The organism is uncultured Lentibacter sp. (assembly GCF_937123735.1).
GTDB lineage: Bacteria > Pseudomonadota > Alphaproteobacteria > Rhodobacterales > Rhodobacteraceae > Lentibacter.
On sequence record NZ_CAKZKL010000007.1, the window covers coordinates 21,412 to 46,116 of the forward strand.

At 62.6% G+C, this 24,705-nt stretch carries 26 protein-coding genes; 16 read left to right on the plus strand and 10 right to left on the minus strand.

Translation table 11 applies throughout. The annotated features are described in order from the left end of the window. Positions 1-64: 64 nt before the first annotated feature. From Q0478_RS01185 to Q0478_RS01195, 3 genes are read right to left on the minus strand one after another with little or no spacing between them, the layout of a single operon-like run. Positions 65-964: a DMT family transporter gene (locus tag Q0478_RS01185; RefSeq protein ID WP_298675269.1), complete on the minus strand. Its 900-nt coding sequence runs from the start codon at positions 962-964 to the stop codon at positions 65-67. 8 nt (positions 965-972) lie between these two features. Next, positions 973-1,878: a fatty acid desaturase gene (locus Q0478_RS01190; protein WP_298675272.1), complete on the minus strand. Its 906-nt coding sequence runs from the start codon at positions 1,876-1,878 to the stop codon at positions 973-975. Beyond that, on the minus strand, positions 1,875-2,081 hold the full coding sequence (locus Q0478_RS01195; protein WP_298675274.1) for a DUF2061 domain-containing protein: 207 nt from the start codon (positions 2,079-2,081) through the stop codon (positions 1,875-1,877). The genes Q0478_RS01190 and Q0478_RS01195 overlap by 4 nt, the downstream gene beginning before the upstream one ends. 110 nt (positions 2,082-2,191) lie before the next feature. On the opposite strand from Q0478_RS01195, the gene Q0478_RS01200 reads away from it, so the two are divergent. Next, positions 2,192-3,052: a helix-turn-helix transcriptional regulator gene (locus Q0478_RS01200; RefSeq protein ID WP_298675277.1), complete on the plus strand. Its 861-nt coding sequence runs from the start codon at positions 2,192-2,194 to the stop codon at positions 3,050-3,052. Positions 3,053-3,128: 76 nt separating this feature from the next. On the opposite strand, the gene Q0478_RS01205 is transcribed toward Q0478_RS01200, so the two are convergent. From Q0478_RS01205 to Q0478_RS01220, 4 genes are read right to left on the minus strand one after another with little or no spacing between them, the layout of a single operon-like run. Further along, the gene (locus Q0478_RS01205) at positions 3,129-3,890 is read right to left on the minus strand and encodes an SDR family oxidoreductase (RefSeq protein WP_298675280.1); all 762 of its coding nucleotides are present in this window, start codon (positions 3,888-3,890) and stop codon (positions 3,129-3,131) included. Next, entirely contained in the window at positions 3,887-5,362 is a 1,476-nt protein-coding gene (locus Q0478_RS01210; protein WP_298675282.1) for a carnitine 3-dehydrogenase, read from the minus strand. Before Q0478_RS01210 ends, Q0478_RS01205 begins: the two co-directional genes overlap by 4 nt. A gap of 19 nt (positions 5,363-5,381) precedes the next feature. Next, on the minus strand, positions 5,382-5,726 hold the full coding sequence (locus tag Q0478_RS01215) for a hypothetical protein (RefSeq protein ID WP_298675285.1): 345 nt from the start codon (positions 5,724-5,726) through the stop codon (positions 5,382-5,384). Then, the gene (locus Q0478_RS01220; RefSeq protein ID WP_298675288.1) at positions 5,723-6,634 is read right to left on the minus strand and encodes a 3-keto-5-aminohexanoate cleavage protein; all 912 of its coding nucleotides are present in this window, start codon (positions 6,632-6,634) and stop codon (positions 5,723-5,725) included. Before Q0478_RS01220 ends, Q0478_RS01215 begins: the two co-directional genes overlap by 4 nt. Positions 6,635-6,716: 82 nt before the next feature. On the opposite strand from Q0478_RS01220, the gene Q0478_RS01225 reads away from it, so the two are divergent. Then, positions 6,717-7,685 (plus strand): GlxA family transcriptional regulator, encoded by a 969-nt coding sequence (locus Q0478_RS01225; RefSeq protein WP_298675291.1) that lies wholly within the window; start codon positions 6,717-6,719, stop codon positions 7,683-7,685. Here the strand turns inward: Q0478_RS01225 and Q0478_RS01230 are convergent. Together Q0478_RS01230 and Q0478_RS01235 are read right to left on the minus strand one after the other, a co-directional pair. Beyond that, on the minus strand, positions 7,679-8,722 hold the full coding sequence (locus tag Q0478_RS01230) for an aldo/keto reductase (RefSeq protein WP_298675293.1): 1,044 nt from the start codon (positions 8,720-8,722) through the stop codon (positions 7,679-7,681). The two genes, Q0478_RS01225 and Q0478_RS01230, sit on opposite strands and share 7 nt — an antisense overlap. Positions 8,723-8,835: 113 nt before the next feature. Next, the gene (locus Q0478_RS01235; RefSeq protein ID WP_298675297.1) at positions 8,836-10,473 is read right to left on the minus strand and encodes a SulP family inorganic anion transporter; all 1,638 of its coding nucleotides are present in this window, start codon (positions 10,471-10,473) and stop codon (positions 8,836-8,838) included. 327 nt (positions 10,474-10,800) lie between these two features. Between Q0478_RS01235 and Q0478_RS01240 the strand changes: the two genes are divergently transcribed. The 3 genes from Q0478_RS01240 to Q0478_RS01250 are packed head-to-tail and all read left to right on the plus strand — an operon-like array spanning position 10,801 to position 12,892. Beyond that, positions 10,801-11,673 carry an S-methyl-5'-thioadenosine phosphorylase gene (locus Q0478_RS01240; RefSeq protein WP_298675300.1) on the plus strand — a complete coding sequence of 291 codons (873 nt, stop codon included), beginning with the start codon at positions 10,801-10,803 and terminating at the stop codon, positions 11,671-11,673. A 47-nt stretch (positions 11,674-11,720) separates the two neighbouring features. Then, positions 11,721-12,353, plus strand: a complete 633-nt coding sequence (locus Q0478_RS01245; protein ID WP_298675302.1) for a LysE family translocator — start codon at positions 11,721-11,723, stop codon at positions 12,351-12,353. A gap of 8 nt (positions 12,354-12,361) precedes the next feature. Continuing rightward, on the plus strand, positions 12,362-12,892 hold the full coding sequence (locus Q0478_RS01250) for an adenine phosphoribosyltransferase (RefSeq protein WP_298675305.1): 531 nt from the start codon (positions 12,362-12,364) through the stop codon (positions 12,890-12,892). Between the two features lie 8 nt (positions 12,893-12,900). Here Q0478_RS01250 and tldD read toward each other — a convergent pair whose 3' ends face one another. Further along, positions 12,901-14,328, minus strand: a complete 1,428-nt coding sequence (tldD, locus tag Q0478_RS01255) for a metalloprotease TldD (protein WP_298675308.1) — start codon at positions 14,326-14,328, stop codon at positions 12,901-12,903. A gap of 195 nt (positions 14,329-14,523) precedes the next feature. On the opposite strand from tldD, the gene coxB reads away from it, so the two are divergent. From coxB to dprA, 11 genes are all read left to right on the plus strand, one after another. After that, positions 14,524-15,366 (plus strand): cytochrome c oxidase subunit II, encoded by an 843-nt coding sequence (gene coxB / locus Q0478_RS01260; protein WP_298675311.1) that lies wholly within the window; start codon positions 14,524-14,526, stop codon positions 15,364-15,366. Between the two features lie 62 nt (positions 15,367-15,428). Beyond that, positions 15,429-16,370, plus strand: a complete 942-nt coding sequence (gene cyoE / locus Q0478_RS01265) for a heme o synthase (RefSeq protein ID WP_298675314.1) — start codon at positions 15,429-15,431, stop codon at positions 16,368-16,370. Continuing rightward, positions 16,367-16,597 carry a cytochrome C oxidase assembly protein gene (locus Q0478_RS01270; RefSeq protein ID WP_298675317.1) on the plus strand — a complete coding sequence of 77 codons (231 nt, stop codon included), beginning with the start codon at positions 16,367-16,369 and terminating at the stop codon, positions 16,595-16,597. Before cyoE ends, Q0478_RS01270 begins: the two co-directional genes overlap by 4 nt. After that, a complete protein-coding gene (locus Q0478_RS01275; RefSeq protein WP_298675321.1) occupies positions 16,597-17,172 on the plus strand; it encodes a cytochrome c oxidase assembly protein in 576 nt (191 codons plus the stop codon). Before Q0478_RS01270 ends, Q0478_RS01275 begins: the two co-directional genes overlap by 1 nt. Before the next feature lie 28 nt (positions 17,173-17,200). Next, entirely contained in the window at positions 17,201-18,001 is an 801-nt protein-coding gene (locus Q0478_RS01280) for a cytochrome c oxidase subunit 3 (protein WP_298675324.1), read from the plus strand. A gap of 100 nt (positions 18,002-18,101) precedes the next feature. Then, entirely contained in the window at positions 18,102-18,776 is a 675-nt protein-coding gene (locus Q0478_RS01285; RefSeq protein ID WP_298675327.1) for an SURF1 family protein, read from the plus strand. Continuing rightward, a complete protein-coding gene (gene thrC / locus Q0478_RS01290; protein WP_298675330.1) occupies positions 18,773-20,161 on the plus strand; it encodes a threonine synthase in 1,389 nt (462 codons plus the stop codon). The genes Q0478_RS01285 and thrC overlap by 4 nt, the downstream gene beginning before the upstream one ends. Further along, complete coding sequence (locus Q0478_RS01295) at positions 20,158-21,420, plus strand: pitrilysin family protein (RefSeq protein WP_298675332.1); 1,263 nt, start codon at positions 20,158-20,160, stop codon at positions 21,418-21,420. Before thrC ends, Q0478_RS01295 begins: the two co-directional genes overlap by 4 nt. A 4-nt stretch (positions 21,421-21,424) precedes the next feature. Then, on the plus strand, positions 21,425-22,009 hold the full coding sequence (locus tag Q0478_RS01300) for a GNAT family protein (RefSeq protein WP_298675587.1): 585 nt from the start codon (positions 21,425-21,427) through the stop codon (positions 22,007-22,009). A 4-nt stretch (positions 22,010-22,013) separates the two neighbouring features. Beyond that, positions 22,014-23,429, plus strand: coding sequence for an FAD-binding oxidoreductase (locus Q0478_RS01305; protein WP_298675335.1), 1,416 nt, complete (start codon positions 22,014-22,016; stop codon positions 23,427-23,429). Between the two features lie 63 nt (positions 23,430-23,492). Next, positions 23,493-24,659 (plus strand): DNA-processing protein DprA, encoded by a 1,167-nt coding sequence (dprA, locus tag Q0478_RS01310; protein ID WP_298675338.1) that lies wholly within the window; start codon positions 23,493-23,495, stop codon positions 24,657-24,659. The last annotated feature ends 46 nt before the right edge of the window (positions 24,660-24,705 follow it).

Below are 24,705 nucleotides of genomic sequence, written 5' to 3' on the forward strand. Positions count from 1 at the left end.
ACCTGTGGTCTGGGGAGCCGCTCCCCCAGCGGGTCGGATTGCGCGCAGCGCAATGCGATCCCCCTCAATACAGCCAGACCAGCGCCAGAACAGACACCGTGATCAGCCCCATGCCAATCCACTCGCGCCGCGTGATCACCTCGCCAAAAAACCACACCGAAGCGAAGATCGAGAAGATCACTTCAACCTGCCCCACCGCAAAGACATAGGCCGCATTCATCATGGCAAAGGCCGTAAACCAGCAGATCGAGCCGCCCATCCCCGCCAGCCCCATCCAGACCGAGGTGCGCCAGGAGGCCAGCACACGGCCAATCTCCCCCGCTTCGCGCCCATAAAGCCATGCGCCCAGCGCCAGCGTCTGGAAGATCGTCACACAGGGCATCGTCACCAGCGCGCGCATCAGCGCGTCATCCGCCGCGACCGCGAGCGTCGCGCCGCGATAGGCCACCGCCGAGACAGCAAAGAAAACACCCGACAACAGCCCAAGCCCCGCCGCGCGGTTCATCGCACGGCGCAAAAGCCCGCCTGTGCCCTCGGGGATGTCGCTGAGCACCAGAACGCCCAGCAGCCCCAGCCCGATCGCGCCCAGCCCGCCGGGCGAAACCCGGTCGCCCAGCACAACAAAGCCCACAAAGGCCGTCAACATCACCTCGGTTTTCTTGAAGGTGATCCCCACGGCAAAGTTGCGCGCGGCAAAGATCGCCACGACACACCATGTCGCCAAAATCTGCGCCAGCCCGCCTGCCAGCACATAGGCCCAAAAGCCGGTGCCGATCTCGGGCACAGCCTGCCCGCGCCAGAGCAGATAGCCCGCCGCCAGCAGCGTCACGAAAGGCGCTGTGAACAGAAACCGCGCCAGCGTGGCCCCGCCCGCCGAAAGCACGCCCATGCTCAGGGTCTTTTGCAACATAAAGCGCAGCGTCTGAAACGCCGCCGCCATCACGGAAAGGAAAATCCAGCTCATGCGCCTGTCTACGCGCGGCCCTCATCCTTTGGCCAGAGCGGATGTGGCACAGGGTCTTTCGCACGCCAGAGATACTTGCCGAAAATCTCGCGATACGAGCGGTAATAATAGCCGTCATTCTTGCCCAGAAACGCCGCCCGCTCCGCCCGAAACAACGCCGGCAAGCGATACCAGGGCACACCGGGGCGCTCGTGATGCACTACATGGTAATTGTTGTTGAGAAACAGAAGCGCCAGCAGCCCACGGTCTTCCACAATCACCGTGCGCCCCTGTGTGGCCTCATGGGCACGGTGCTCCAGATAGGTCCGTATCTTGAGCACCCCAAGCGCGGCATATGTGGCCAGACAGAAGGCCCAGAGCGGCATCATATCCGCCGCCAGCACCGCCCAGATCACCGGCGCCGCCGCCGGAATATGCACAAGCCAAGCCCGCAAAGCCGCCCTGTCGCCTCCGCGTATGGCGCGCCAATCCTCGCGCATGAAGAACACCTGCCCCACAAGCGGGCCAACCAGCATCCGCCCGAACAACGTGTTGTTAAAGTTAAGCACCGCCCGCCCCCAAGCCGGCATCCGCACCCAGACAGCCGGATCGCGGTAGTTGCTTTCGGGGTCATCATAGGGGTCGGTCAGGTTTTCGTCGCGGTGGTGAATGAGGTGCAAATCGCGAAACCGCCCGTAAGGGATAACCAGCGAGAGCTGCGGAAAGACCAGCGCCTCGTTGAGCCAGCGCAGGCGCGTCGGATGCCCGTGCAGCGCCTCATGGCAGAGGGAGGAATGCTGCACCGCCGCCAGCGCCACGCAGATCATGCCCAATGGCAGCCAAAGCGCCGCCGCCCAGCTCACACCCAGCGCCCAAAGCCCGTATGTGGCCACCAAAAGCGCCAGCGTGGGCCACTCCACCTTTGCAACCGTCATGGGTGAACACGCCCCCAGCTGATCCTGGCCCAGAGCCGCTCATAGCCAAAATACATGGCAAAGCCGAGACAGGTGTTCACCAGCGCAATTGCCCCGCCTGTTGCGAAAGAGCCAGTCGCCACAAAGCCAACAAGGCTCATCACGGCAAAGCCCAGAAGGTTCCATAAAACGGCTTTGGTAAAGGTGCGGCGTCGGCTGTCCACAATGGCTCCGGAGGTTCAAGAAAGGTGGCCTCAGAGCTAGCGCCAAAACGCGCCGCTGCGCAGTCCGAATATGATTAACATTTCTCTCTATATGTGATATTTATCACCACATGCAGAATAAAATAGACAAACGCCTCCGCGCGGCTCAGTTTCGCCTGCGCCTCGCCAGCGCCATGGCCGAGGCTGGCCAGAGCCAAACCGCCCTCGCCCGCCAGATCGGCGTCGACCGCTCCACCATTTCCCAGCTGCTCTCAGGCTCGGGCGCGCGCCTGCCCAATGCGCAAGTGGTGGGCGAATGCGCCGCTGCCCTTGGCGTCTCGGCCGATTGGCTGCTCTCGCTCTCTGACCGGCCCGAAACCGCCGCCACGCTTCTGGCCAATGCGCTCACCCTCACAGAAGCGCCGCGCGCCATGATTGATGAGCAAATCTTTGAGTGGCACAAGGAAGCGGCGGGTTACAAAATCCGCCATGTCCCCGCCGCCCTGCCCGATATGCTCAAAACCCGCGAGCTGCTCAACTGGGAATATGCCCCCCATCTTGGCCGCACCGCCGAGCAGGCCATCGGCGCGATGCAAGACCGCCTCGCCTTCATCCGCGAAGCCCCGTCTGACTACGAAATCGCCCTGCCGCTCTATGAAATCGCCAGTTTTGTGCATGGTGAAGGCTACTATCGTGGCCTGCCCACAGATGTGCGTCAGGCCCAGATTGCCCGCTTCAAGGAGCTGCACAGCCAGCTCTACCCGCGCCTGCGGATTTACCTCTTTGATGCCCGCCGGTTGTTCTCTGCCCCGATCACAGTCTTCGGCCCGCTCCTCGCCGCGCTCTATGTGGGCCGCGACTATCTCACCTTCCGTGATCGCGCGCGCGTCGCTGCCCTCACCCAGCATTTTGATGCCCTGGTGGTTGAGGCCCGGATCACAGCCCGCGATTTCCCCGATCACCTTGACAGCCTCGCCGCAGAGCTTCCCTAACCCCGGCCCTAACCCCGGCGTCTTCCCATTGAGACTATCCCGCCGTGTCGGATTTTCGCGCCGCGAAAATGCGATATCAAACCTTCGGGTCAGGGTTCTCCGTGTGCCCGTCCACAGCAATCACCTGCCCGCTCACAAGCCGCGCCGCATCCGAGCCCAAAAAAACCGCCATATTGGCAATGTCTTCGGCCGTGACAAAGCTGCGCATCGAGGTGCCGGCGGCGTAGCCCTGATACACCTCATCGCGCGTCATGCCCTTGGCGCGGGCCTCGCGCGCCAGCACGCCCTCCATGCGGTCGCCCTCTACCGCGCCGGGGCAGATCGCATTGGCGCGAATGCCATAGGGCCCCAGCTCCATTGCAAGGGTTTTCATCAGGCCAATCACCGCCCATTTCGCCGCCGCATAGGGCGCGCGGAAGGGGTAGCCATATTGCCCCGCCGTCGAGGACGTCAGGATGATCGCGCCATGTTCTTCCGCCTTCATCATCGGTGCCGCATACTTCGCCGCCAGAAACGCGCCTTCAAGGTTCACGCTCACGCATCTGCGCCAGTCCGCCAGCGCAATATCCTCCACAGCCGCCGTCGGCCCGGCAATGCCCGCATTGGCGCAGAGCACATCCACCCCGCCCCAGCGCGCTTTCACCTCGGCAAAAAAATCGGCCATGGCCGCCTCGTCAGAGGCGTCCACATCCGCAGCCCCCCAGCTTGCAGGCAGGCGCGCCAGCGCCTTTTTGTCCACATCACTCACCCAGACCTGCGCCCCCTTGGCCGCAAAGGCCTCCGCCATCGCCCGTCCGATGCCCGAGGCCCCTGCAGTGATCAGAACCCGCGCACTCACCGCGGGTCTCCAATCGCACGGCCCAACCCTTCAGGGGCCGCCAGCGCGGCATGAGCCGTGGCCACCTTCACCAGCGCCGCCTCCACATGCGCCGCAGGCGGGGCCGCGCGGCGCGTGGCAAGGTCCACATGCAAAAGCATATGCTCGCCCGTCGCCAAAAGCCGCTCGCCCTCGCGCATACTGTGGAAAAGATGCATCTTCTTGCCCTCCCCCAGAACAACCTGCGTGTGCACGGTGATCTTCGCGCCGGCATGGACCTCGTCAATGTGGCGGATATGGGTTTCGGCGGTAAAGTAGCTGCCGCCACTCGCAATATACGCCGCATCACAGCCGATCTGCGCCATAAAGCGGTCGGTTGAGTCGGCAAAAGCCTGCAAATAGCGGCTCTCGGTCATATGGCCGTTGTAGTCGAGCCAGTCGAGCGGCACCACACGGTGCAGCGTCAGCACAGGCTGGCTCAGGTCGGCGATCTCGTCGATATGCGCGGCAATCCCCGCGCCCGCGCGCAGGCTCTTGTCATGGGCGTTTTGCAGCGCGCCTGCGCCCCAGTCGTTCGCGCCCAGCGCACGCATCATCCCCACAAGGTTGTCATCGCGAATGCGCTCCAGCTCGCGGATGCTGTGCATTCCGCTCTGCGCATCGGACTGGTCGGCAATCGCGTCAATCAGCTCGTCGGTCAGCTCCGGCACATCCATGAGCTTGGTCCAGGGCCAGCTCAGGCAAGGGCCGAACTGCGCAATAAAATGGCGCATCCCCGCCTCGCCACCGGCCACGCGGTAGGTCTCAAACAGGCCCATCTGCGCCCAGCGAATGCCAAAGCCGTAGCGGATCGCATTGTCGATCTCTTCGGTGGTGGCAATCCCGTCTTTCACCAGCCAAAGCGCCTCGCGCCAGACAGCCTCAAGGAAGCGATCCGCAATATGCGCATCAATCTCCTTCTTCAGATGCAAGGGATACATCCCGATGCCCGAAATAACCTCCTTGGCCGTCGCGATAATGCCTGTAGCATTGGCCTCGGTCGTGACCAGCTCGACAAGCGGCAAAAGATAAACCGGGTTGAACGGATGCGTCACCACGATCTGCGCGGCAAGTGACATGCCCTCCTGCAACTCGCTCGGCTTATAACCCGATGTGGAAGAGCCGATCACGGCCTCCGCCCCCACACAACCGGCCAGTTGGCCATAGACCTTGTGTTTGATGTCAAGCCGCTCCGGCACGCTTTCCTGCACCCAAGCCGCGCCGTCGCAAGCCTCGGCCAGATCGGTGTGAAAGCTCAAGCGCCCTTCCTCGGGCAGCGCCATATTACCAAGGCCGGGCAGGCTGCGGCGCGCATTGGCGAGCACTTCGCCAATCTTGCGCTCGGCCTCCGGGTCAGGATCAAACACCCGCACATCCCAGCCATTGAGCAAAAACCGCGCGGCCCAGCCGCCACCAATCACACCACCGCCAATGATAGCCGCCCGTTTCATCATCTTTGTCGTTCCTTTTGTGTTAGTCGATACAGATCGTGGCCACAGAGCCGTTTGCCAAAACCTCGTGGCAGCCAAAAAACGGCGTGACAGGCGCGCAGCTTTGCGTCTTGGCCAGACACAGCCCCGCGCAATCGCTGTTACTGGTGCACGCCTTGCCCGCGTCCGGCTGCGGGCGCGCGCATTGCGGCCCCGCCAGCCCGAAAACAACAGTGCCGCCACCGGCCTCACAGGCCGCAGAGTCAAGCGCTGCGCCGCGCGGGCTGGTGTTTGGCGCGCCCCCTGCACCTGTCGTCTCAAGCTGGCAAGCCGCCAGCGCCAAGACAGCAAACAGGCCCAGCGCGCCGTGGCGCAAAACCGCTGTCATCCTTTCGGCGCCTGTTTGGTCAGGTTGAGCTTTTCGCGCACGGCCTCAGGGCCGATCACTTTCGCCCCCATGTTTTCAATGATGCTCACCGCGCGCTCAACAAGCTGATAGTTCTCTGCCAGAACGCCCTTGTCGAGCCAGAGGTTGTCTTCCAGCCCCACCCGCACATTGCCCCCGGCCAGCACAGCGGCGGCCACATAAGCCATCTGGTCGCGCCCCAGCGAGAAGGCCGACCAGCTCCAGCTGTCGGGCACATTGTTCACCATCGCCATGAAGGTGTTGAGATCATTCGGCGCGCCCCAAGGCACGCCCATGCAGAGCTGCACCAGCGCATCCGGCGCAAGCACGCCATCTGCAACAAGCTGCTTGGCATACCAGAGATGGCCGGTGTCAAACGCCTCGATCTCTGGCTTCACGCCCAGCTCGGTCATCATCCGCCCCATCGCGGTGAGCATCCCGGGCGTGTTGGTCATCACATAATCAGCCTCGGCAAAGTTCATCGTGCCGCAATCCAGCGTGCAGATCTCGGGCAGGCACTCGGCCACATGGGCCACGCGCTCGGTTGCGCCCACCATGTCGGTTCCGGCAACCGTCGGCAGCGGGCTTTCCACGCCACCAAACACCATGTCGCCGCCCATGCCGGCGGTGAGATTGAGCACCACATCCGTGTCCGCCTCGCGAATGCGGTCTGTCACCTCGCGGTAGAGCTTGAGGTCACGGCTCGGCGCGCCTGTTTCCGGGTCGCGCACATGGCAATGCACCACAGCTGCGCCGGCCTTGGCGGCGGCAATCGCGCTCTCGGCGATTTGTTTGGGGCTGCGCGGCACATGCGGGCTGCGGTCTTGGGTGCCGCCCGAGCCTGTGACGGCGCAGGTGATAAAGACCTCTTTGTTCATAGTCAGTGGCATAAGCGAATCCCTCCAATTGGGTGAGTTTGCGAAAACTATCTGCGCTCTTGTCGCCTGCCTTTTGATCTTTTACGAATATTTCATGTCTATATCCGAAAAAATCGCGCCAAAGCCGCTGCACACGGCCATTCTCACAGTCAGTGACAGCAACACGCTCAGCTTTGCCGCTGCGGTTGATCCGCTGCGCGCCGCCAACCGCCGGGCCGGGCGGGCGCTGTTTCACTGGCACTTTGTCACCGCCACAGAGGCCCCGGCCCGGCTCACCTCCGGCGTTGAGGTCCACGGCACGCCGCTGGCGCGGTTGGAGAGCTGTGATTTGCTCATTCTGGTGGCCGGTTTCAACCTTGAGGCCCACGCCACGCCGGCGCTTCTGGCGGCCCTGCGCCGTGTCGCGCCGCGCGCAGGCCAGATCGCGGCAATTGATGGCGCAAGCTGGCTTCTGGCCCGCGCCGGGCTGCTCAACGGCCACAGCGCCACAGCCCATTGGGAAGATCTGCCCGGCTTCGCAACGCGCTTTGAGGCTGTGGAAACCCTTGCCCACCGCTTCGTTCTGTCCGGCAAATTCGCCACAGCCGGTGCCGCCCTGCCGGGCCTTGATATGATGCTGCGGCTGATCGAGGAGCGGTTTGGCGCAAGGCTCGCCCAGGAGGTTGCCGGGGCTTTTCTGCACGATCCCTCTCTGCCCGCAGAGCTGCCGCAAAACCCCACGAGCCGCCAAAAGCTGGCGCGCCACCATCCTGCCGTGGCCCGGGCCCTCTCGCTCATGCAGGCCAATATCGAAACGCCCCTCACAATCGCGCGGCTCGCAGCCGAGCTCTCGCTCTCGCCGCGGGTTTTGGAGCTGCGGTTTCAGGCCGCGCTCGGGCAAAGCCCGAAAGCCACCTACCTCACCCTGCGGCTGTCCGAGGCCCATCGCCTCGCGCTGGACACGGCGCTGCCCGTGCAGGACATCGCGCTGGCGACGGGCTTTGCCTCGCAAGCCAGCTTCGCGCGCGCCTTTCGCGCCGCGCACGGCCGCTCAGTGAGCGCCCTGCGCAGCACCGCTCAGTAAGGCATCGGGTGCAGCTTGTGCGCCGCATCAATCGCGCGCAGCACCTCTTTGGAAAGGCTGACATCTGCCGCACCCAGCGCATGTTCCAGCTGGCCCAGCGTGGTTGCCCCAAAAATCGAGCTGCCCATAAAGGGCCGCGTCAGCACCCAGGCCAGCGCCATCTGCACAGGGTCCAGCCCGTGCGTCTCGGCAATCGCCAGGTAAGCCGCCACAGCGTCCAGCACCCGCGCGCTCTTGCGCCCGCCCATCTCCGGCACAAGGCTCATGCGCGAGGCTTCAGGCACTTGCCCGCCCTGATATTTGCCGCTCAGAAAACCCGCCGCAAGCGGCGAAAAGGCCAGCAGGCCCACATCTTCATTCACGCTCATCTCGGCCATATCGGTATCATAAAGGCGGCACAGCAGCGAATATTCGTTCTGCACAGAGGCCACCCTCGGTCCGCCCACGCGCTCCGCGGCCGCAAGCCACTGGCATGTTCCCCAAGCGCTCTCGTTTGAAAGGCCAAAGGCGCGGATCGTGCCGCGCGCCACCTCGCGCTGCAACGCGCCCAGCGTGTCTTCCATATGGGCCATGGTCTCGGCACGGTCCTGCCCGCTGGGGTCATAGGTCCAGTTCTGGCGAAACATATAAGAGCCCCGATTGGGCCAGTGAAACTGGTATAGATCAATCACATCGGTCTTGAGCCGCTTCAAGCTGCCCTCAACCGCTTCAGGGATCGTCTGAGCCGAAATCGGCGCACCATCGCGCACATTCTTATAGCCCGCGCCCGAATGTTTGGTGGCCAGAACAACCTCACCCCGGCGCCCCGTCCGTTCAAACCAGTCCCCCAGAATGCGCTCCGCATCGCCCTGGGTTTCCTTGCTCAGGGGGTTCACAGGATACATCTCTGCGCAGTCCCAGAAATTCACCCCATGCGCCAGCGCCATATCCATCTGCGCATGGGCCTCGGCGGCGCCCGTCTGCGTGCCAAAGGTCATCGTGCCAAGGCACATCTCGCTCACAAAAATACCCGTGCGGCCCAACTCGCGCTGTTTCATATCGCTGTCCTTTGCGTTGATTGAGCGCAGTCTGCCCGTCTGGCAGGGGATGTCAAATGGCCAGCCAAGGGCGCGCCCCGCAGTGTCCCCTCAGTGCGCCCCGCAGTGTCCCCTCAGTGTCCGCCGTCCAGAATACCGGTCTGCACATCATAATCCACCGCCAGCGCATAATCGGGGTCATCGTCGCTATCAACCATAAGGTGCCCCGCCTTGGTCAAAAGCCTGTGGCAGTCGCGGCTCAGGTGGCGCAGCTTGATCTGCTTGCCCGCCGCCTCGTATTTCGCCGCCACAGCCTCGATCGCCTGCAAGGCCGATTGATCCACAACCCGGCTGTCCTTGAAGTCCACGATCACAAGATCAGGGTCGCCGGCCACGTCAAACAGCTCCGCAAACCCGTCTGCCGAGCCAAAGAAGAGCGGCCCCTGAATCTCATAGACTTTCGCCCCCTCATCCGTGGTCGACTCGCGCGTCACAGCATGAATGCGCGTGGCATTGTTCCACGCATAGGCCAGCGCCGAAACGATCACCCCCACAACAACCGCAATCGCAAGGTCATAGGCCACCGTCACAATCGTCACGAGGATGGTGACAAAGGCATCCGTCAGCGGCACGCGCCGCAAAATGGTGAGCGAGTTCCACGCAAATGTGCCGATCACCACCATGAACATCACCCCCACAAGCGCGGCCAGCGGGATCTGCTCAATAAGCGGCGAGGCAAAGAGAATAAACACCAGCAGGAACAAGGCCGCCGCAATACCGGCAATCCGCGTGCGCCCACCCGATTTCACGTTGATCATGCTCTGCCCGATCATCGCACAGCCGCCCATGCCACCGAAAAAGCCGGTCACAACATTGGCCGCGCCCTGCGCCAGACATTCCTGCGAAGCCCCGCCACGCTTGCCGGTGATCTCGCCCACAAGGTTGAGCGTGAGCAGGCTCTCGATCAGGCCAATCGCCGCCAGAATAACCGCATAGGGCAGGATAATCTCGAAGGTCTCCCAGCTCAGCGGAACAGTCGGAATGTGAAAGCTCGGCAAGCCGCCCTTGATGGAGGCCAGATCGCCCACGCGCGGCACATCAAGCCCCAGCGCAATCACAAGCACCGCGACAATCCCGATGCCCGCAAGCGGCGCGGGGACAAACCGTGTCACCTTGGGCATCACCCAGATGATCGCCATGGTCAGCGCCACAAGCGAAAGCATCATCATCAGCGGCGTCCCAGAAAGCCACTCGCCCCCGCTCATGCCGTGGCCCGTGTTCACAACCGTGCCCGGCACTTTGAACTGCGTCATCTGCGCGAGGAAAATCACAATCGCCAGCCCGTTCACAAAGCCCAGCATCACTGGATGCGGCACAAGGCGGATGAACTTGCCCCAATGCATCGCCCCCGCAATGAGCTGCAAGATCCCCATGAGCACGACGGTCGCAAAGAGATATTCCACCCCGTGCTGCGCCACGAGCGCCACCATCACAACCGCCAAGGCCCCCGTCGCCCCCGAGATCATCCCGGGCCGCCCGCCGAAAACAGCGGTGATCAGCCCGACAAGAAACGCCGCATAAAGCCCGACAAGCGGGTGCACCCCAGCGACAAAGGCAAAGGCCACCGCCTCGGGCACAAGCGCAAGCGCCACCGTCAGCCCCGCCAGCAGCTCGATCCTGATCCGCCCCACGCTAAAGGGCTCGTCCGGCATCAGCCTCAGGTCGGGCATGGCAAGGCGGTTGGCAAAAGCTGCCATCAGGGCGCGTTTCATATCTTCGGTCCTACTCGGGTGGTTCCGTTTCGCATTCAGCCCTGCGCCCTAACCCGCTCCGCGCCAAATGGCCACCCCCGAAGCACGCGCAGCCCTTGCCCCGTTGCAGCGCTGCACAGGGTTTTTCTCAAAAACAGGGCCAAAAGGTTAACAAGTCGCCGATTCCCAAAAGGTGTTTCAGGCGGTGCACGCTTTGTGCACGGGTTGTGCACGCTTATCACCCCCCTGATTCTGCGGCTTCACAAGCCGGTTAACGCAGCGCGCGCCGCCTTGCCTTCGGCGCTGGCTCAGGCCACAAATGAGGCTGGAAAAGACAGGGAGAACACCATGAGCGAGACAATCATCGGCGTCATCGGCGGATCAGGCATCTACGAGATCGACGGGCTGCAAAACCCTGTCTGGCAAGAGGTTGAAACCCCTTGGGGCAAGCCCTCCGATGCGGTTCTGACAGGCAGCCTTGAGGGGGTCAAAATGGCCTTTCTCCCCCGCCACGGCCGCGGCCATGTGCACACGCCAAGCAGCGTGCCCTACCGCGCCAATATCGACGCCTTAAAGCGTCTCGGTGTGACGGATGTGATCTCCGTTTCCGCCTGCGGAAGCTTCCGTGAAGAAATGGCCCCGGGCGATTTTGTCATTGTAGATCAATTCATTGACCGCACCTTCGCGCGGGAGAAATCCTTTTTCGGCACAGGCTGCGTGGCGCATGTTTCGGTCGCGCATCCCACCTGCGCCCGCCTTGGCGCGGCCTGCCTTGAGGCCGCTCGGGACGCGGGCATCACCGTCCATCAGGGCGGCACCTACCTCGCCATGGAAGGCCCGCAATTCTCCACGCTGGCGGAGAGCCGCATGTATCGCGAAAGCTGGGGCGCCGATGTCATCGGCATGACCAATATGCCCGAAGCAAAGCTCGCCCGCGAGGCCGAGCTCTGCTATGCTTCCGTCGCCATGATCACCGATTACGACAGCTGGCATCCTGAGCACGGCGAAGTCGATGTGACTGAAATCATTAAAACTTTGATGGGCAACGCCGAGAAAGGCCGCGCTCTGGTCAGCCGCCTCCCCGCCCTACTCGGAGCCGCCCGCGCGCCCTGCCCGCACGGCTGCGACCGCGCTTTGGACTATGCCATTCTCACAGCCCCCGAGGCCCGCGATCCGGCCCTTCTCGCCAAGCTTGACGCCGTCGCCGGCCGCGTGTTGTGATCGGCGCGCGCAGCCCTGTTACCCTTTGTTAAGAAAGCCCTGTAACCATGACACCCGACACCTGGCTCGCCTTCGTCCTCGCCTCCTCGGTGCTCCTGATGATCCCCGGCCCGACGATCCTGCTGGTGATGAGCTACGCCATCTCCAAGGGCCGCTCGGTGGCGCTGGCTTCTGCCGCTGGCGTCGCTCTGGGCGATCTGCTCGCCATGACAGCCTCGCTCGCGGGCCTTGGTGCGCTGGTTCTCGCCTCGGCCACGGCGTTTTCGGTGCTCAAATGGGTCGGCGCGGCCTATTTGGTCTACCTTGGGGTAAAGCTTCTGCGCTCCGCCCGCGAAGACAGCCTCGCGCTGCCCGAAGCGGCACAAAGCGTCACGCCGGGTGGCGTTTTCGCCCATGCCGCCGCCGTCACCGCGCTCAACCCAAAGAGCATCGCGTTTTTCATCGCCTTCGTGCCGCAGTTCATCCGCCCCGAGGCCGCCATCCTACCGCAAATGGCGCTGCTCATCGCGACATTCGTGAGCCTTGCAACCCTCAACGCACTGGCCTATGCGCTCCTCGCAGACCGTCTGCGCAGCCTCATCGCAAAGCCCAAAGCCCTTGCCTGGATGACCCGCACAGGCGGCGCAACCCTTGTCGCCATGGGCCTGCTCACCGCCACACTCAAACGCGCAACCCCCTGAGGAGTCACATGAAAACCGTTAAAGACTATATCCGCACCATCGTTGACTTCCCCCACGAGGGTATCCTCTTTCGCGATGTGACAACGCTCTTTGCCGACCCGCGCGGCTTTCGCATGGCGATTGACCAGATGTTGCACCCCTATGCAGGCATGCAGATCGACAAGGTGGTCGGCCTTGAGGCGCGTGGCTTCATCCTTGGCGGCGCAATCGCGCATCAGCTCTCCGTCGGCTTCGTGCCGATCCGCAAGAAAGGCAAGCTGCCCGGCGCGGTGATTTCGGAAGACTATACGCTCGAATACGGCGAGGCGATTGTGGAAATCCACGATGACGCCATTCAGGCCGGCGAGAAGATCCTCGTGGTCGATGACCTCTTGGCCACAGGCGGCACAGCCGAAGCCGGCATCAAGCTCATTGAGCGTTTGGGGGGCGAAATCATCAGCTGCGCTTTTGTGATCGACCTGCCCGATCTCGGCGGGCGCAAGCGCCTCGAGGCCATGGGCATGGACGTGATGGCGCTCTGCGCGTTTGAGGGGCTGTAAAGCGCCTGTCAGCCTCCGGCGGCAGAGCCGCCTACGGTCAAACCACCAATCATGACTGTGGGTTGGCCCACGCCCACAGGCACCCACTGCCCGGCCTTGCCGCAGTTGCCCATGCCAGGGTCAAGCGCCATGTCATTGCCCAGCGCGCGGATATTCTTGAGCGCAGTCGCCCCGTCGCCGATCAGCGTGGCGCCCTTCACAGGCTCCATCACCTTGCCGTTTCTCACACGGTAAGCCTCGGTGCAGGAAAAGACGAACTTGCCGTTGGTAATATCCACCTGCCCGCCGCCAAAGCCCACGGCCCAGATGCCATCCTTGAGGTCGGCCACAATATCGGCAGGGTCAGCCGCGCCGCCCAGCATATAGGTGTTGGTCATCCGCGGCATCGGTATGTGCTGAAAGCTCTCGCGCCGCCCGTTGCCTGTGGGCTCCACACCCATGAGGCGCGCATTCTGGCGGTCCTGCATATAGCCAACCAGAACACCGTCCTCAATCAGCACATTCTTCCCGCTTGGCGTGCCTTCATCATCAATCGTGATCGAGCCGCGCCGCTCGGGGATCGTTCCGTCATCCAGCACCGTCACGCCCTTGGCGGCAATCTGCTGCCCCATCAGCCCCGCAAAGGCCGAGCTGCCCTTGCGGTTGAAATCGCCCTCAAGCCCGTGGCCTATGGCCTCGTGCAGCAAAATACCGGGCCAGCCCGGCCCCAGCACAATATCAAGCTGCCCCGCAGGGGCGGGCACAGCCTCAAGGTTCACCAATGCCACGCGCAGCGCCTCGCGCGCCTTGGCCTGCCAGCTTGCAGGCTCCAGAAGGCTGGTGAGCGCAATCCGCCCGCCGCCGCCCGCAGAGCCGCTTTCGCGCCGCCCGTCCTGCTCCACGATCACCCCGACATTGAGCCGCACCATCGGGCGCACATCGGCCAGCCGCTGGCCATCGACCCGCAGGATCTCGACCTCCTGATAACTCGCCGAAACCGAGGCCGTCACCTGCACCACCCTTTTGTCCAGCGCCCGCGCATAGGCGTCGATCTCTTTCAAAATATCAAGTTTGGCCGCAAACCCGGCGCTCTCGATCGGGTCAAGCGCTTCGTAAAGCCGCGTGTTCGTGCCTTTTGGCCCAGCGGCCATCGTGCCGCCGCCCTCGCCAACGGCAAGCCGCGCGGTTTCCACAGCGCGGCGCACAGCTGTCTCGCTGATCTCGGTGGAATGGGCATATCCCGCCACCTCTCCCCGCACAGCGCGCAAACCAAAACCTTGAGATGTATCAAAACTGGCTGTTTTGACGCGCCCGTCATCCAAGACCAGTGATTCCGACTTGGCGCGCTCCAGAAAAAGCTCGCCATCCTCGGCCCCGGCACAGGCTTCTTTCAGCATTTCAAGGGCTTTGCCCTCGTCCAACTCGGTCTCAAAAGGGCGGAAAGGCGCGTTGCTCATGGGTTTTCCTGTCTTTGGCGGGGCGTATTTTCTTGATCTAAATCAAAAAAGCGTCTCTTTGACGCAAGCTGCAATATTGTCTCTGAGCTCAGAATATGGTTTCTGAAGCTCCAAGACGCAATGGGCCGAGACGTGAGTCTCTGGTTCCTTTTGCTTTACGACAAAACAGACATACTCAACCGATCAGGGTGAACCATGCGAATTCTTTCTTCTCTTCTGGCTCTTATGACTGCCATTTTTGCCCTTCCAGCCATGGCGCAAGACGCTGTTGAGCGGGTTGGCAAACCTGTCGATGGCGCATTGAATTTCCAGCCCGCAGCCACAGAGCTTGCGCGCGATATTTTCTGGCTCGACACCGCCATCAACTGGATCATTTTTGCAATCTGCCTTCTGGTGATCGGCCTCGTGGCCTGGATCATCCTGCGCCACAACCGCAAGGCCAACCCTGTTCCCGCCACCTTCACCCACAACACCCCCATCGAGGTGATGTGGACGCTGGTGCCCGTTCTGATCCTTGTGTTCATCGGGGCGTTCTCGCTGCCGGTTCTGTTCAAGCAACAGATCATCCCTGAAGGCGAAGTGAACATCAAAGTGACCGGCTACCAATGGTATTGGGGCTATGAATACACCGACGAAGAGTTCGAATTCGAGAGCTTCATGGTCGCGCGCGATGAGCTGGCAGACTATGGCTATTCCGATGACGAATACCTCCTCGCCACCGACACGCGCATTGTTGTGCCGGTTGACAAGGTTGTCGTGATGACCGTCACAGGCGCCGATGTCATCCACTCCTGGACGATCCCTGCCTTCGGCGTGAAACAAGACGCCGTGCCAGGCCGCCTCGCGCAACTCTGGTTCAAGGCCGAGAAAGAAGGCCTCTACTTTGGCCAGTGCTCCGAGCTCTGCGGCAAGGACCACGCCTATATGCCCATCACCGTCGAAGTGGTGAGCCAAGAGGCCTATGACGCCTGGCTCGTGGGCGCCAAAGAAGAATATGCCGGCATCACAGCCCCCGTTGCTGTGGCCTCTGCCGATTGATCTTTTGGCCGGGGCGGTGCGCCGCCCCGAGTTTCCCCCTCACCTGATCCTTGAGAGAGACGATGAGCGACACCTCTATCAACACACACATAGACACGGGCGACGCGGGCTTTGGCGATTATTTCGCCCTGCTCAAACCGCGCGTGATGTCGCTTGTTGTGTTCACCGCGCTGGTGGGTCTGTTGGCCGCGCCCGTGCCGGTGCATCCGCTGTTGGCCTTTGCCGCGATCCTTTTTATCGCGATTGGCGGGGGGGCCTCCGGCGCGCTGAACATGTGGTATGATGCCGACATCGACCGCATCATGCGCCGCACCCAGAGCCGCCCCATTCCCGCCGGCAAAATCTCCGAGAGCGAAACCTTCGCCTTCGGTATGTTTCTCTCGGTGTTTTCTGTTGTCATGCTCGGGCTGGCCGCCAACCTCGTTGCCGCGGGCCTGCTGGCCTTCACCATCTTCTTTTACGTCGTGATCTACACCATGTGGCTCAAACGCTGGACCCCGCAGAACATTGTGATCGGCGGCGCGGCCGGCGCTTTCCCTCCGATGATCGGCTGGGCCGTGGCCACAGGCGGCATCAGCGTAGAGAGCGTGCTGATGTTCACCCTGATCTTCATGTGGACCCCACCACACTTCTGGGCGCTGGCGCTGTTTATGAAATCCGATTACCGCGATGCTGGCGTGCCGATGCTCAACGTGACCCATGGCCGCCGCGTGACCCGCGCCCACATCCTTGTCTACACCCTGCTTCTGGCCCCGATCGCTGTGGGGATCGGCTTTACCAGCATTGGTGGGCCGCTCTACCTGATCAGCGCCTTGGTGCTCAACGCCGTCTTCCTCAAAGGCGCATGGGACATCTGGCGCCGCCCCGAGGCCACCGCCGAAGCCGACAACTACAAGACGGAGCGGCGGTTTTTCACCGTTTCGCTGATTTACCTTTTTGCACATTTTGTTGCAATTCTGCTTGAAAAGGGCCTTGCGCCCTATGGCTTTGGAGGCTGGACATGAGCACGGCACCGCGCGTTGAACATGAAATCCACGGCCGCCGCAAAAGCCGCAACGTGGGCCTGGGCCTTGTGTTGGGCAGCTTTGTTATTCTCATCATGGGCATGACCTATGTGAAACTCACCGCGCAAAACGCGGCAATGGCCGAAGAACGGGCCCAAACAGACGCGGCCAACGCTGCCGCAACCGGGACAGCCACATCAACTTCTTCACAGGAGACAAGTGACTGATGGCATTGAACGGCAAAAACAAGACACTGGCGCAAACCGTGGGCGTCGTTTTGGTGATGGGTGCGCTCGCCTGGGCCTCTGTGCCCTTTTATGATTGGTTCTGCCGGGTCACCGGCTTTGGCGGCGTGACAAACACCGCCGATGCAGGCTCCGATGTCATTCTGGATCAAACCATCAAGATCCGCTTTGACGCCTCGATCGAGCGGGACTTCCCCTGGAGCTTCAAGCCCATGCAACGCGAGATGGAAATGCGGATCGGCGAAACGGGCCTGGCCTTTTATGAGGCCTATAACCCCACAGATCTGCCCGTGGCCGGCTCTGCATCTTACAATGTAACACCCTATGAAGCCGGCAGCTTCTTCACCAAGATTGATTGCTTCTGCTTTGAAGAGCAGGTGCTTCAACCGGGTGAGCGGGTGCAAATGCCTGTCACCTTCTTCGTTGACCCGGAAATCGTGACAGACCGCGAAGGCCAGTATGTCCATACGATCACACTGGGCTACACATTCTACGAAATTGACCTGCCAGAAGCGCAAGCCGCACTGGACACAGGTGATAAAACCAACCTTAACTAATCACAAACAGCCTCCGGCGAGGGACATCATGGCGCACGAAAAAAATCACGATTATCACATCCTACCCCCATCAGCATGGCCGCTTCTGGGCTCCTTGGCTTGCTTTGTCTTGCTGTTCGGCGCGGTGCTTTATTTCCACGACATCACCTCTTTCGTGATGATCGCCGGGTTCCTCTTCACCTTTTATGTCATGTATGGCTGGTGGTCCGAAGTTGTCCACGAAAGCAACACAGGCGATCATACGCCCGTTGTGCAAATCGGCCTGCGCTACGGCGTGGTGCTCTTCATCATGTCCGAAGTCATGTTTTTCGCGGCCTGGTTCTGGAGCTTCTTCAAACACGCGTTCTACCCGATGGGCCCGGAAAGCCCGATGGTTGACGGCCAGTTCCCCCCTGCCGGCATCGAAACATTCGACCCCTGGCACCTGCCGCTGATCAACACGCTGATCCTGCTCTGCTCAGGCGCGGCGGCAACTTGGGCGCACCACGCAATGGCCCATGAAAACAACCGCGAAGACATGAAATGGGGGCTGATCATCGCCGTTGTCCTCGGGGTAATCTTCACTGGCTTTCAGGCCTATGAATACAGCCACGCCGCCTTTGGCTTTGCTGGCAACATCTATGGCGCCAACTTCTTCATGGCCACCGGCTTTCACGGCTTCCATGTTGTGATCGGCACCATCTTCTTGGCCATCTGCCTGTTCCGCCTGCAAGCGGGTCACTTCACACCCGAGCGCCATGTCGGCTTTGAAGCTGCCGCCTGGTATTGGCACTTTGTGGATGTGGTCTGGCTCTTCCTCTTTGCGGCGGTCTACGTCTGGGGCCAGTAAGCCTGCCTCGTAAGTTTCCACAGCAGCGCCCCGCTCTTTTGCGGGGCGCTTTGCGTTTGCGCCCTTGCGCGCGCCCCCTCTCTCGCCCTACTGCTCGGACATGAAAAAAAACTGGCCCTTCCTCCTGCTTTCCCTGCTCGTGCTTGGCGCGCTGATCAGCCTTGGCAACTGGCAAGTTGCCCGCATGGCCGAGAAAAGCGCCTATCTCGCCGCGATTGACGCCCGCCTTGAGGCCGCACCCGTGGCTGTGCCCGCCAAGCCCGATCCGGTGGCCGACCAGTTCCTCACCGTCGCAGCACAAGGCGTGCTCACAGGCCCCGAGGTGCGCGTGCTTGTCTCCACCCGCGATCAGGGCGCCGGTTACCGGATCATTCAAGCCTTTGAAACAGAGGGTCGCCGGCTGCTTGTGGATCGCGGCTATATCCGCGTCGCCGCAAAAGACACGCCCCGCCCGGCGGGGGCAGCCACTGTGGTTGGCAATCTGCACTGGCCCGACGAGCGCGACAGCTACACACCGGACAATGACCTGGCCGCAAACATATGGTATGCCCGCGAGGTCCCGGCGCTGGCCGCAGCCCTTCAGACCGAGCCGGTGCTCATCATCACCCGCAGGGTGACACCCAACAGCCCCGCGCTCAAACCCTTGCCACTTGACACCAGCACAATCCCGAACAACCACCTCGAATACATCATCACTTGGTATGGATTGGCCGCTGTTTGGGTGCTAATGAGCGCCTACTTTCTCAAACGCCGAAACGCGAAAGCGACGCCATGAAATATATTTCCACCCGCGGCCAAGCGCCAGAACTCACCTTTGAAGAGGCCATGCTCACCGGCCTTGCGCGCGATGGCGGGCTGTATCTGCCCAAAGACATCCCGACCCTGACGCAAGCCGAGATCGCCGCCCTTGCCGGGCGGTCCTATGAAGAGGCCGCTTTCGCCATCATGCGCCCCTTTATCGGCGAGACATTTTCTGACGCGCAGTTCAAAGAGCTTATCGCCCGCGCCTATGCGGGCTTTGGCCATGCCGCCCGCGCGCCGCTGGTGCAGCTGGGCAGCGGGCATTTCCTGCTCGAGCTGTTCCACGGCCCGACGCTGGCTTTCAAAGACTTCGCCATGCAGATCATCGGTCAGATGTTTCAGGCCGCCCTCAGCCGCTCGGGCAAGCGGATCACAATCGTCGGCGCAACGTCTGGCGACACAGGCTCCGCCGCCATCGAGGCGTTTCGCGGGCTGTCCAATGTCGATGTGTTTATTCTTTATCCCCACGGCCGCGTCTCCGAGGTGCAGCGCCGCCAGATGACAACGCCGAGCGAGAGCAATGTCCACGCCCTCGCTGTGACAGGTGACTTTGATGACTGTCAGGCGCGTGTGAAAGACATGTTCAACGACTTCGCCTTCCGCGATGGTGTGTCGCTTGCGGGGGTTAACTCGATCAACTGGGGCCGTGTGCTCGCGCAGGTGGTCTATTACTTTTCCTCCGCCGTGGCGCTCGGCGCGCCGCACCGCAAGGTGAGCTTCACTGTGCCCACAGGCAACTTCGGCGATATTTTCGCAGGCTATATCGCCAAGCGCATGGGCCTGCCGATTGATCGCCTCGTTGTCGCCACCAACCAGAACGACATCCTGCACCGTTGCCTCTGCACAGCCGAATACCGCCCCGATGGGGTCACCCCCTCAATCAGCCCCTCGATGGACATTCAGGTCAGCTCCAATTTCGAGCGCGCGCTGTTTGAGGCCTATGGCCGCGACGCCGCCCCGGTGGCGCAGCTCATGGCCGAGCTGAAGCAGTCGGGCTTCTCCGTCAGCCAGGGCGCGCTGCAAGCCCTGCGCGAAAGCTATGACAGCGGCAACTGCTCCGAGAGCGAGACCAGCGAAACCATAACCCGCACTCTGGCGGCAACGGGCGAGCTCCTTTGCCCGCATTCCGCCATCGGCGTCAAAGTGGCCGAAGAGCACCTTGCGCCCGATACGCCGATGATCACCCTGGCCACGGCGCACCCGGCCAAATTCCCCGATGCGGTGGAAGCCGCCACAGGCATCCGCCCGCCGCTGCCGCCCCGGATGAGCGATCTGTTTGAGCGCGAAGAGCGCGTCACCCGCGTCGAGAATGATCTCGCCGCCCTGCAAACCCTTATCAAAGAACGGATCGCGCATTGAGCATCCAGACCCACACTCTCAAAAACGGCTTTCGCATCGTCACCGAGCATATGCCGGGGCTTCAGTCGGCCTCGGTCGGCATCTGGATCACCGCAGGTGCGCGCCACGAGAGCGCGCCGCAAAACGGGATCGCGCATTTTCTGGAGCATATGGCCTTCAAAGGCACCAAGACCCGCTCAGCTCTCGACATTGCCGAAGCCATCGAAAATGTCGGCGGCTATATCAACGCCTACACCAGCCGCGAGACAACTGCCTATTACGCCCGCGTGCTGGCAGGCGATGTGCCCCTCGCGGTGGATGTGATCGGCGATATTCTGGTGAACCCGGTGTTTGATCCGCGCGAAATCGAGGTGGAGCGCGGGGTGATCCTGCAAGAGATCGGCCAGGCACTGGATACACCGGATGATGTGATCTTTGACTGGCTGCAAGAAGAGGCCTACCCCGAGCAGGCCCTCGGGCGCACCATCCTTGGGCCGGCCGAGCGCGTGCGCGCCTTCTCGCGCGACAACCTCAAGGAATTTGTTGCGCAATATTATGGCCCCCAAAACATGATCCTCGCCGCCGCAGGCGCTGTAGATCATGATGTGCTGGTGCAACAGGCCGAGGCGCTCTTTGCCGCCCTGCCGCAGGGCACGGCGCAAAGCGAAACGCCCGCGCAGTTCGCGGGCGGAGAGCGGCGCGTTGTGAAAGACCTTGAGCAAGCCCATCTTGCAATGGGCTTTGAAGGCCCTGCTTATCGGGATGATGCCATCTTCACCGCACAGATCTACGCCTCCGCCCTTGGCGGTGGCATGTCCTCGCGCCTGTTTCAGGAAATCCGCGAGAAGCGCGGCCTCTGCTACACAATCTTTGCCTCCGCCGGGGCCCATGCCGATACAGGCATGATGACAATCTACGCCGGCACCTCCGGTGAGCAGGTCGGCGAGCTGGCGGAAATCACGCTCGCGGAAATGGCCCGCGCCGCCGAAGATATGTCCCAAGCCGAGGTCGACCGCGCCCGCGCGCAGATGAAGGCCGGTATGCTCATGGGGCTCGAAGGCCCGTCAAACCGCGCCGAGCGCCTCGCCCGCATGACCCAGATCTGGGGCCGCGTGCCCGCCTTGGAGGAGGTCGTGCAGAAGATCGACGCCGTGACAGCCCAAGGCGTGCGCGATTTTGGCGCAGAAATGGCCACCTCGGCCAAAACCGCGCTTGCGCTTTATGGCCCCGTGGCCGATGCGCCCGAGCTGGGCAGCTTGTTGCAAAAACGGGCCGCCTAACATGCTGATGCGGGCGCGCAAGAAACTCAGGATAGAGACCGAGCGTCTCACCCTGCGCGCGCCCCAGCATTCCGACTTTCACAGCTGGGCCAGCCTCCGGCGCGCCTCCGAAGCGTTCCTCACGCCCTGGGAGCCGAGCTGGAGCAGTGATCACCTCTCGCGGCGCGCCTTCACCAACCGGGTCTACTGGGCCCAACGCTCGCTGGCGGGCGACACCGCAGTGCCCCTCTTTCTGATCCGCCGTGCCGATGCCCAGCTGCTCGGCGCCATCACCCTTGACACCATCCGCCGTGGCCCTGCCCAGGCCGCCACCGTGGGCTATTGGACAGGCGAGGCCTTCGCCCGTCAGGGCTATATGCAAGAGGCCATCCGCGCGGTCGTCCATCACGGGTTCACCGCCATGGATCTCTCCCGCATAGAAGCCGCCTGCCTGCCGGAAAATGCGGCCTCGCGCGGCCTGCTGGAGCGCTCCGGCTTCAAATATGAGGGCGTCGCGCAGAGCTATCTGCAAATCAACGGGCGCTGGCGCAACCATGTGCTCTATGCGGCCCTGCGGATGGACCGCCGTGGCAAAACAGATATAGGCTAAGGCCATGCTCACGCCGCTCACGCCCGATCTTCTTGATGCTCTCGCCAGCAAGCTGCCCCAAGGCACGCTGCGCGCGGTGGCGCCGCGCTACCTTGAAGAGCCGCGCGCCAAATGGCAGGGCGTCGCCGCCGCTGTCGCCGCGCCGCAATCGGTGGCTGAGGTCAGCATCATTGTCGCCTTTGCCGCTGCGCATCGCGTCGCACTTCTGCCCTATGGCGGGGGCACAGGGCTTGTGGGTGGACAGCTCACGGCCGAGGGCGCACCGCTCCTGCTCTCGCTGGAGCGCATGAACCGGGTGCGCGAGGTGCTGCCCTCCGAGAATGCCATCGTGGTCGAGGCTGGCTGCACCCTTCAGGCGGTGCAAGACGCAGCCCTTGCCGCAGAGCGCCTGTTTCCGCTCTCCATCGGCTCCAAAGGCACAGCCCAGATCGGCGGCAACCTTGCCACCAATGCCGGTGGCATCAATGTGCTGCGCTACGGCAATGCCCGCGATCTGGCGCTTGGCCTTGAGGCTGTTCTGCCCGATGGCCGCGTCTGGAACGGCCTCACCCGCCTGCGCAAGGACAACACCGGCTATGACCTGCGCAACCTGCTCATCGGCTCCGAAGGCACGCTGGGCGTGATCACCGCTGCGGCGCTCAAGCTCTTTGCCCGCCCCGCCCAAACCGGCACTGCGCTCTTTGCCGTGCAAAGCCCCGCCGCCGCCCTGAGCCTGCTTGCCCACCTGCGCGCCATCGCCGGAGAAACCGTCAGCGCCTTTGAGCTGCTGCACCGTCAGGGGCTGGAGTTTGTGGCCGAGAAGCTGCCCGATCTGCGCCAGCCCTGGCCCCAGCCGCCCGAATGGATGGTGCTCACCGAGCTGGGCCTTGCGCGCGGCCCCACACCGCAAGCGCTCTTTGAAGAGCTGTTTGAAACCGCGCTGCAAGAGGGGCTCGCCAGCGACGGCATCATCGCCCAGAGCGAGGCGCAGTCCGCCGCGCTCTGGAGCCTGCGCGAGGCCATCCCGATTGCCAACAAAGCCGTTGGCAGCCTGTCCAGCCATGACATTTCGCTGCCGTTGGGAGACGTCGCTGGTTTTATTCCCGAGGCCAATGCCGCGCTCGCCGCCCATGGCGATTATCGCATCAACTGTTTTGGACATCTCGGCGACGGCAATCTGCATTACAACGTCTTTCCCGCCGCAGGCCGCAACCGGGCCTCTTACGGGGCGGCCGCAGAAGAGGTGCAAAGCCTGGTCCATGAGCTGGTGGTCCGGATGGGCGGCAGCTTCTCGGCCGAGCACGGGCTGGGCCGGCTGAAAACCGCAGATCTTGAACGCTATGCAGACCCGGCCAAGCTCACGGCCATGCGCGCCATCAAATCCGCGCTCGATCCGCAAGGAATTATGAACCCCGGCGCCGTTCTGCGCCAAAAAGGCTGAAGTGATTCAGAAGCTGTTAACCAACAAAGGGTAATGATGATTCTGTAAGAGAACGGAGTCGCAATGTCTGAAGGTTTACATCCTTCCACTCACCCCCCACTCCCACCCACCACGGAAGATGATCAGGTGTTGTGGCTTCGTCTCTTACGCTCCCGCCGTGTTGGCATTTCCACCTTTTTCCGCCTTCTGAGCGAGACCGGCAGCGCCGCCGCCGCGCTCAAGGCTCTGCCCGAGACCGCCCGCGCCGCGGGCCTTGAAAACTACCAGCCCTGCTCTGAAGCCGCCGCCCGCGCCGAACTGGCCCGCGGGGCCGCCGCCGGGGCGCAGTTGCTGTGCTATGGCACGCCCCAATACCCGCAGGCGCTTTATGATCTGTCCGATCCGCCGCCGCTGCTCTGGGTGCGCGGCAATCCGGCGCTGTTTCAGCGCCCCGCCATCGGCATGGTGGGCGCGCGCAATGCCTCTTCTCTGGGCGGGCGCACCGCCCGGATGCTGGCAGGCGAGCTCTCCAAAGAAGGCCATATCATCGTATCAGGCCTTGCCCGCGGGATTGACACCTCGGCGCATCTCGCCAGCCTTGAGGGCGGCACCATCGCCGTGCTCGCAGGCGGGGTGGATGTGATCTACCCGTCCGAAAACGCCCACCTGGCCCATGACATTGCCCAAAAGGGCCTGTTGATCAGCGAGCAACCCATGGGGCTGGCCCCGCAGGCGCGGCATTTTCCGCGCCGCAACCGGCTCATCTCCGGCCTCGCACAGGCGCTTGTGGTGATAGAGGCCGCCGCCAAATCAGGCAGCCTCATCACCGCGCGCAACGCGCTTGATCAGGGCCGCGAGGTGCTTGCGGTGCCCGGCCACCCCTTTGATGCCCGCGCCTCGGGCTGCAATATGCTGATCCGCGACGGCGCCACACTCATCCGCGCCACCGGCGATGTGCTTGAGGCGCTTGCGCCCCTTGCCCCTGCCGCGCCGGCTCCACAAGCCGAGCTTGGGCTTGAGCTGCCAGCAGCCGCACCCCAAAAGCGCAGCCTTGCCGAAACAGCGGCGCTGCACCAGCAGATCCTGTCGCGCCTTGGCCCTTCGCCTTTGCCCGAAGACCAGCTCATCCGCGATCTGGATCAGCCCGCCGCCCGGGTGGCCCCCGCGCTTGTGGAGCTGGAACTTGATGGCAAGATCAGCCGCGCGCCCGGCGGAATGCTGTCAAAAGAGCTGGAAAACCAACCGCAATAAACCACCTGTCTCAGCAATTTAGGTGCAAGTCACAATCACCGCATTG

What these genes read in the sequence shown, in the direction of transcription:
- Q0478_RS01215 (WP_298675285.1), bottom strand. Translation starts at nt 5,726, where the DNA reads ATGACAGCGGTTTTGCGCCACGGCGCGCTGGGCCTGTTTGCTGTCTTG.
- Q0478_RS01250 (WP_298675305.1), top strand. Translation starts at nt 12,362, where the DNA reads ATGAAAACCGTTAAAGACTATATCCGCACCATCGTTGACTTCCCCCAC.
- cyoE (WP_298675314.1), top strand. Translation starts at nt 15,429, where the DNA reads ATGAGCGACACCTCTATCAACACACACATAGACACGGGCGACGCGGGC.
- Q0478_RS01285 (WP_298675327.1), top strand. Translation starts at nt 18,102, where the DNA reads ATGAAAAAAAACTGGCCCTTCCTCCTGCTTTCCCTGCTCGTGCTTGGC.
- Q0478_RS01210 (WP_298675282.1), bottom strand. Translation starts at nt 5,362, where the DNA reads ATGATGAAACGGGCGGCTATCATTGGCGGTGGTGTGATTGGTGGCGGC.
- dprA (WP_298675338.1), top strand. Translation starts at nt 23,493, where the DNA reads ATGTCTGAAGGTTTACATCCTTCCACTCACCCCCCACTCCCACCCACC.
- thrC (WP_298675330.1), top strand. Translation starts at nt 18,773, where the DNA reads ATGAAATATATTTCCACCCGCGGCCAAGCGCCAGAACTCACCTTTGAA.
- Q0478_RS01235 (WP_298675297.1), bottom strand. Translation starts at nt 10,473, where the DNA reads ATGAAACGCGCCCTGATGGCAGCTTTTGCCAACCGCCTTGCCATGCCC.
- Q0478_RS01220 (WP_298675288.1), bottom strand. Translation starts at nt 6,634, where the DNA reads ATGCCACTGACTATGAACAAAGAGGTCTTTATCACCTGCGCCGTCACA.
- Q0478_RS01270 (WP_298675317.1), top strand. Translation starts at nt 16,367, where the DNA reads ATGAGCACGGCACCGCGCGTTGAACATGAAATCCACGGCCGCCGCAAA.
- Q0478_RS01190 (WP_298675272.1), bottom strand. Translation starts at nt 1,878, where the DNA reads ATGACGGTTGCAAAGGTGGAGTGGCCCACGCTGGCGCTTTTGGTGGCC.
- Q0478_RS01230 (WP_298675293.1), bottom strand. Translation starts at nt 8,722, where the DNA reads ATGAAACAGCGCGAGTTGGGCCGCACGGGTATTTTTGTGAGCGAGATG.
- Q0478_RS01305 (WP_298675335.1), top strand. Translation starts at nt 22,014, where the DNA reads ATGCTCACGCCGCTCACGCCCGATCTTCTTGATGCTCTCGCCAGCAAG.
- Q0478_RS01275 (WP_298675321.1), top strand. Translation starts at nt 16,597, where the DNA reads ATGGCATTGAACGGCAAAAACAAGACACTGGCGCAAACCGTGGGCGTC.
- Q0478_RS01240 (WP_298675300.1), top strand. Translation starts at nt 10,801, where the DNA reads ATGAGCGAGACAATCATCGGCGTCATCGGCGGATCAGGCATCTACGAG.
- tldD (WP_298675308.1), bottom strand. Translation starts at nt 14,328, where the DNA reads ATGAGCAACGCGCCTTTCCGCCCTTTTGAGACCGAGTTGGACGAGGGC.
- Q0478_RS01225 (WP_298675291.1), top strand. Translation starts at nt 6,717, where the DNA reads ATGTCTATATCCGAAAAAATCGCGCCAAAGCCGCTGCACACGGCCATT.
- Q0478_RS01245 (WP_298675302.1), top strand. Translation starts at nt 11,721, where the DNA reads ATGACACCCGACACCTGGCTCGCCTTCGTCCTCGCCTCCTCGGTGCTC.
- Q0478_RS01185 (WP_298675269.1), bottom strand. Translation starts at nt 964, where the DNA reads ATGAGCTGGATTTTCCTTTCCGTGATGGCGGCGGCGTTTCAGACGCTG.
- coxB (WP_298675311.1), top strand. Translation starts at nt 14,524, where the DNA reads ATGCGAATTCTTTCTTCTCTTCTGGCTCTTATGACTGCCATTTTTGCC.
- Q0478_RS01200 (WP_298675277.1), top strand. Translation starts at nt 2,192, where the DNA reads ATGCAGAATAAAATAGACAAACGCCTCCGCGCGGCTCAGTTTCGCCTG.
- Q0478_RS01280 (WP_298675324.1), top strand. Translation starts at nt 17,201, where the DNA reads ATGGCGCACGAAAAAAATCACGATTATCACATCCTACCCCCATCAGCA.